General features: G+C 60.0%; 4 protein-coding genes. 3 read left to right on the plus strand and 1 reads right to left on the minus strand.

Translation table 11 applies throughout. The features are described 5' to 3' along the window. Positions 1–571 precede the first annotated feature (571 nt). Positions 572–1,063, plus strand: a complete 492-nt coding sequence (locus VMJ32_00480) for a hypothetical protein (GenBank protein ID HTQ37470.1) — start codon at positions 572–574, stop codon at positions 1,061–1,063. Positions 1,064–1,129: 66 nt separating this feature from the next. On the opposite strand, the gene VMJ32_00485 is transcribed toward VMJ32_00480, so the two are convergent. After that, the gene (locus tag VMJ32_00485; protein HTQ37471.1) at positions 1,130–2,068 is read right to left on the minus strand and encodes a CHAD domain-containing protein; all 939 of its coding nucleotides are present in this window, start codon (positions 2,066–2,068) and stop codon (positions 1,130–1,132) included. Positions 2,069–2,426: 358 nt separating this feature from the next. Between VMJ32_00485 and ald the strand changes: the two genes are divergently transcribed. Continuing rightward, positions 2,427–3,530 carry an alanine dehydrogenase gene (ald, locus tag VMJ32_00490; protein HTQ37472.1) on the plus strand — a complete coding sequence of 368 codons (1,104 nt, stop codon included), beginning with the start codon at positions 2,427–2,429 and terminating at the stop codon, positions 3,528–3,530. 111 nt (positions 3,531–3,641) lie between these two features. Next, positions 3,642–4,488: S-methyl-5-thioribose-1-phosphate isomerase (gene mtnA / locus VMJ32_00495; protein ID HTQ37473.1), on the plus strand; the 847-nt coding region annotated here is incomplete at its 3' end.

Genomic DNA, 4,488 nt, shown 5'->3' on the forward strand with positions numbered 1-4,488 from the left:
TAGGCAGGCAAAGCACGTTGCGCAATTTCGACGGCCTTCCTGGCCAACGCCACCGGCGACCGCGTCATCGCACGTGTGGTTTCCATGACGCATTGATGTAAACTGTTTTCCCATTGGAATCAATAGGGTTTCAACAAAGCCCCTTTAAGTGTGTCCCACAATCCCTTGGGCCGTGTTTTTATATTTCTACCATTAGCCGATGCCCATAACAGTCGGCTTTGCCCGACAATTCGGTGGTGTGGGTGGGTGGGTGGGGGGGCGGATTTTCCAATCAGATCACTGAAATCGGCCGAAATGTGCGATTTGACGGGCCGCGGATACTGACCTAGAGTTCAGATGCCGATCTCCTCTCGTGGCAGTTTCCCTGGCGCCAAATTCTCTTTTAGGAAGTCTGATTTCTCCCTCGATTGCTGACGTGGTTTGTCGCTGGTTGCTGATCCTTGCGTAGCTGGCACTTTATCTGCCCAATCCATATTCCATTTCGCGTTTTGTCATGCCAGGCGCGTGCGCGGGCCTGGCCAGCTTTGTTGTCGGCAGTTTGCGATCGGAAACATGGTTTTAGGGAGTGATCATGACCACCACTGTAGCGTTGGAGTTTGATTCCATGTGTGCAGCACCCGAGAAGCCCGATACCACTCGTTTTTCCAGTAATGCGGCCATGTTGGAAGCGATTCATGATCGCGTTCATGAATTGCTGATGTTGGCGCAGCGTCCGGGCTTTATGATGGAACGACGCAGCGACCAGCGGTACGCGTATCCGCATTTGGTGCGGCTGACGCCGGTGGAGAGCGACGGCCAGACCCCGTGCGGGCCGCCGATTGTCGTAGCGGGGAGTTCGCTTTCGATGGGGGGCTTTGGTTTTTTCCACCCGCAGCCCCTGACACATCGGCGAATGATTGCGTCGTTTCACGCGGGCGACGGGCGCTGGGTGGGATTTTTGGTCGACTTGCCGTGGTGCCGCTTCAAAGCCGAAGGGTGGTACGAAAGCGGGGGACGATTCCTGAAAGCCGTGCCGGCATTGCCTCCAGATGCCCCGCCAGATAATCCGCCCCCTACCGAATAGCGCCCGCACGGCCGACACTGCGCTTGGCCTAGGCTGTTTAGGTTGCCCGTGGAGACCCGTCCCGTGCTAGGCGCAGCGTGCTTCGGTGGGGGCAATTTCCTGCCAGAAGCGAGCTTTCAGCTCGGCGGCGCGATCGGGGGTCCACCAGAGGCGGAATTCGCGCATGCTGGATTGCAATGCGGCGGTTTCCAAGGCAATGATTTTGCTCAAAATCAGCCGCTGCGATTCGTCGGTGGTTTCGTCCAGCCAGGCCAGGCAGCGATCGCGGTTGTTGGAGTGATCGTTCACGGCGCCCAGTTTATTTTGCAGTTCTTCCACGACGGGGTACAATTCTTTGCGAAAGCTGGGGCTGAAGGCGGCGGCGAACACTTCCATGGCGTAGCGCAGGTGCTTGCCGGCGATGCGAAATTGGTGCATGGCCAAAATGCTTTCGAAATCGGCCTCGGAGGCGGTGAAAAATGTGGTGGCCAGGGGGCGCATGCCGGCGCGGGCAAGCGTTTGATACGAAGGGGCTTCGGCATCGGGAGAGCGCCAGCGGATTTTGTCGACCAACTTTTTCACGCGGCGGCGGAAATCGCGCTCCTTGAGCTTGCGATAGATAAGGGTAATGGCCGGCTGGGCGGAGCATCGCATTTGCGAGATGCGCTCCAAGAGCGGCGCGCAACCTGGGGAATGATCGGCCTGGCAGACCGCACCGACGTGCTGGGCCAGGACGTCCAAATCGCGGGCCTCGCCGGCGGTTTCGCGCAGGCGCTTTAACTGTTTGCGAAACCAACGCGTGCGTTTGCGGGGCAGGAGCGGTTCGAATAAATCCAAAACCGCCTTGGCACGGCGAGTGGAAACGCGCAATTGATGAATGTACTCGACGTCGGTAGCGGAGCGATCGGCCGCCAGGGGCATCCAATCCCAAACCGTTTTCATGCGTCCGCGAATGGCGTCGCGTGCCACCGACGTAGCCGGTTCGTCGACCGATGGCACATCGATCCATTTGCTTTTGCGCGTCATCGAAATGCGTTCTAAAGAAAAGACTTGCATCATGCACTCGTTTGTCGACGCATGGACGCGGCAGGAAAGGGCCAGCGCGTCGGCGATCCAATCTGTTTTCGCTTCCCCCGGATACCTAACGACGATCCGGCGTCAGCCAAATTCCCCCACCAACTCGACGGGTAAGGCAGCGCATTTTGGCATGCTTTTGGGTGTGTGTCTACTAGGGCGGCGAGGAAGTTTGCCCTTCTGTTTACGCCCGCAGCGGAAAACCCTTGGCGCAAGCGTCAAGGTCTGTTGAAATTGCCCGTGGAAAACAGAATAACCCATTTTCTCATCAAGCTTTAACAACCGAATTCGATCGGCCGGAGAATCCCCCGTGATCGTCGGAGTGCCTAAGGAAACCAAGCGCGACGAGTACCGTGTGGCCATGCTGCCTGTCGGCGTCGAAGAACTAACCCGCGCCGGCCATGCCGTGTTGGTGCAACACGGCGCGGGTGTCGGCTCCGGGTTGCCCGACGAGTTGTACGAGCGTGCGGGCGGGCGCCTGGTCGATCGAGCCGAGGCGGTGTTTGCCGAAGCAGAAATGATTGTGAAAGTGAAGGAACCGCAGCCGCAGGAAATTCCGCTGTTGCGCAAGGGGCAAGCGCTGTTCACCTACTTTCATTTTGCCGCCGACCGAAAGTTGACCGAATCGTTCCTGGCCACTGGCGCGACCGCCATCGCCTACGAAACCTTGCGCGACGACCGGGGCCGGTTGCCGCTGCTGACGCCCATGAGCGAAGTGGCCGGGCGCATGAGCATCCAGGAAGGGGCCAAATACTTGGAGCGGCCGCAACCGGGGCGCGGCATTTTGCTGGGGGGCGTACCCGGCGTAGCGCCGGCGAACATTTTGATTTTGGGGGGGGGCGTGGTCGGGGCGAATGCGGCGAAAGTGGCGGCGGGGTTCGGAGCCAACATCGCCCTGTTGGATGTGAATATGGATCGGCTGCGCTATCTCGACGATGTCACGTCCGCCAATGTCGACGTGCTGTTCAGCGATCGCCACACGGTGCGCGAATATCTCAAGCTGGCCGATTTGGTGATCGGCGCGGTACTGATTCCCGGCGCGAAAGCACCGATGCTGGTGGAACGGGAAGATTTGAAATTGATGAAGCACGGGAGCGTCATCATCGACGTGGCCATCGATCAAGGGGGCTGCATCGCCACCAGTAAGCCCACCACGCACAGCGAGCCGACATACATTGTCGACGAAGTGCTCCACTACTGCGTCACCAACATGCCCGGCGCCGTCGGCCGGACCAGCACTTACGCGCTGTGCAACGTGACGCTGCCGTGGGTTTTGGAACTGGCTAACCGGGGCATCGTGCGTGCGGCCCAGGAATTGCCGCCGATCGCGGCGGCAGTGAACATCATCGATGGGGAAGTCACCAACCTGGCGGTGGCGGAAACCTTCGGCATGAAATACCGGGCCCGGTTTTGATGTCGCATGAGCCCGACCGCCCCGCGACGCCCTGACGCCAAATCCGAAATCGAGAGCACGTTACCGCCTTCCGCAATTCAGACCCCTGCGGCAATTCCAACGCTACATTGGGTGGGCGATCTCGAGGGGCATTTGCGGCTGATCGATCAAACCCGCTTGCCGCTGGAACTGGTCGAAATCGAATGCCGCGATGTGCAAACACTGTGGCAGGCCATTCGTATGTTGCAAATTCGCGGAGCGCCGGCCATCGGCATTGCGGCGGCGTTCGGCATGTGCCTGGGAGTGCAGCCGGTGCTTGATGCGGACGAGGCGACGTTCTTTGCTCAACTGGAATCCGCGGCCGCGCATTTGAAAGCCAGCCGGCCGACCGCGGTCAATTTGTTTTGGGCGATTGAGCGGATGAAGCGAACCGCGGAAGAAGTGCGCGGCAAGCAACCGCCGCGGCAGATTGCTGCCGCAATGTTGGCCGAAGCGAATGAGATTTGGGAGGAAGATCGAGCGATGTGCCGGGCCATCGGCCGGCATGGGGCAGCGCTATTGCAAAACGTGCAGGGCGTGCTTACGCACTGCAATGCAGGCGCGCTAGTCACGGTGGATTACGGCACGGCATTGGCGCCGATTTTTACCGCCCACGAAGCCGGGCGGCGGCTGCACGTGTTCGTCGATGAAACCCGACCATTATTGCAAGGCGCGCGGCTCACGGCCTGGGAGCTGCAACAGCGCGGCATACCCGTCACGCTGATTTGCGATTCCGTGGCCGCGCAGGTGATGCGCGAAGGGCGCATTCAAGCGGTGCTGGTGGGGGCCGACCGCATTGCCGCCAACGGCGACACGGCGAACAAAATCGGCACGTATGGCGTGGCCCTGCTGGCGGCCGCCCACAACATTCCGTTTTACGTGGTGGCCCCCAGCAGCACGTTCGATTTATCGCTGGACGGCGGCGAGAACATTCCCATCG

This window comes from Pirellulales bacterium (genome assembly GCA_035499655.1).
Lineage (GTDB): Bacteria > Planctomycetota > Planctomycetia > Pirellulales > JADZDJ01 > DATJYL01.

Excerpts from the sequence above, each read along its gene's own strand:
- VMJ32_00480 (HTQ37470.1), top strand. The coding sequence starts at position 572 with ATGACCACCACTGTAGCGTTGGAGTTTGATTCCATGTGTGCAGCACCC.
- VMJ32_00485 (HTQ37471.1), bottom strand. The coding sequence starts at position 2,068 with ATGACGCGCAAAAGCAAATGGATCGATGTGCCATCGGTCGACGAACCG.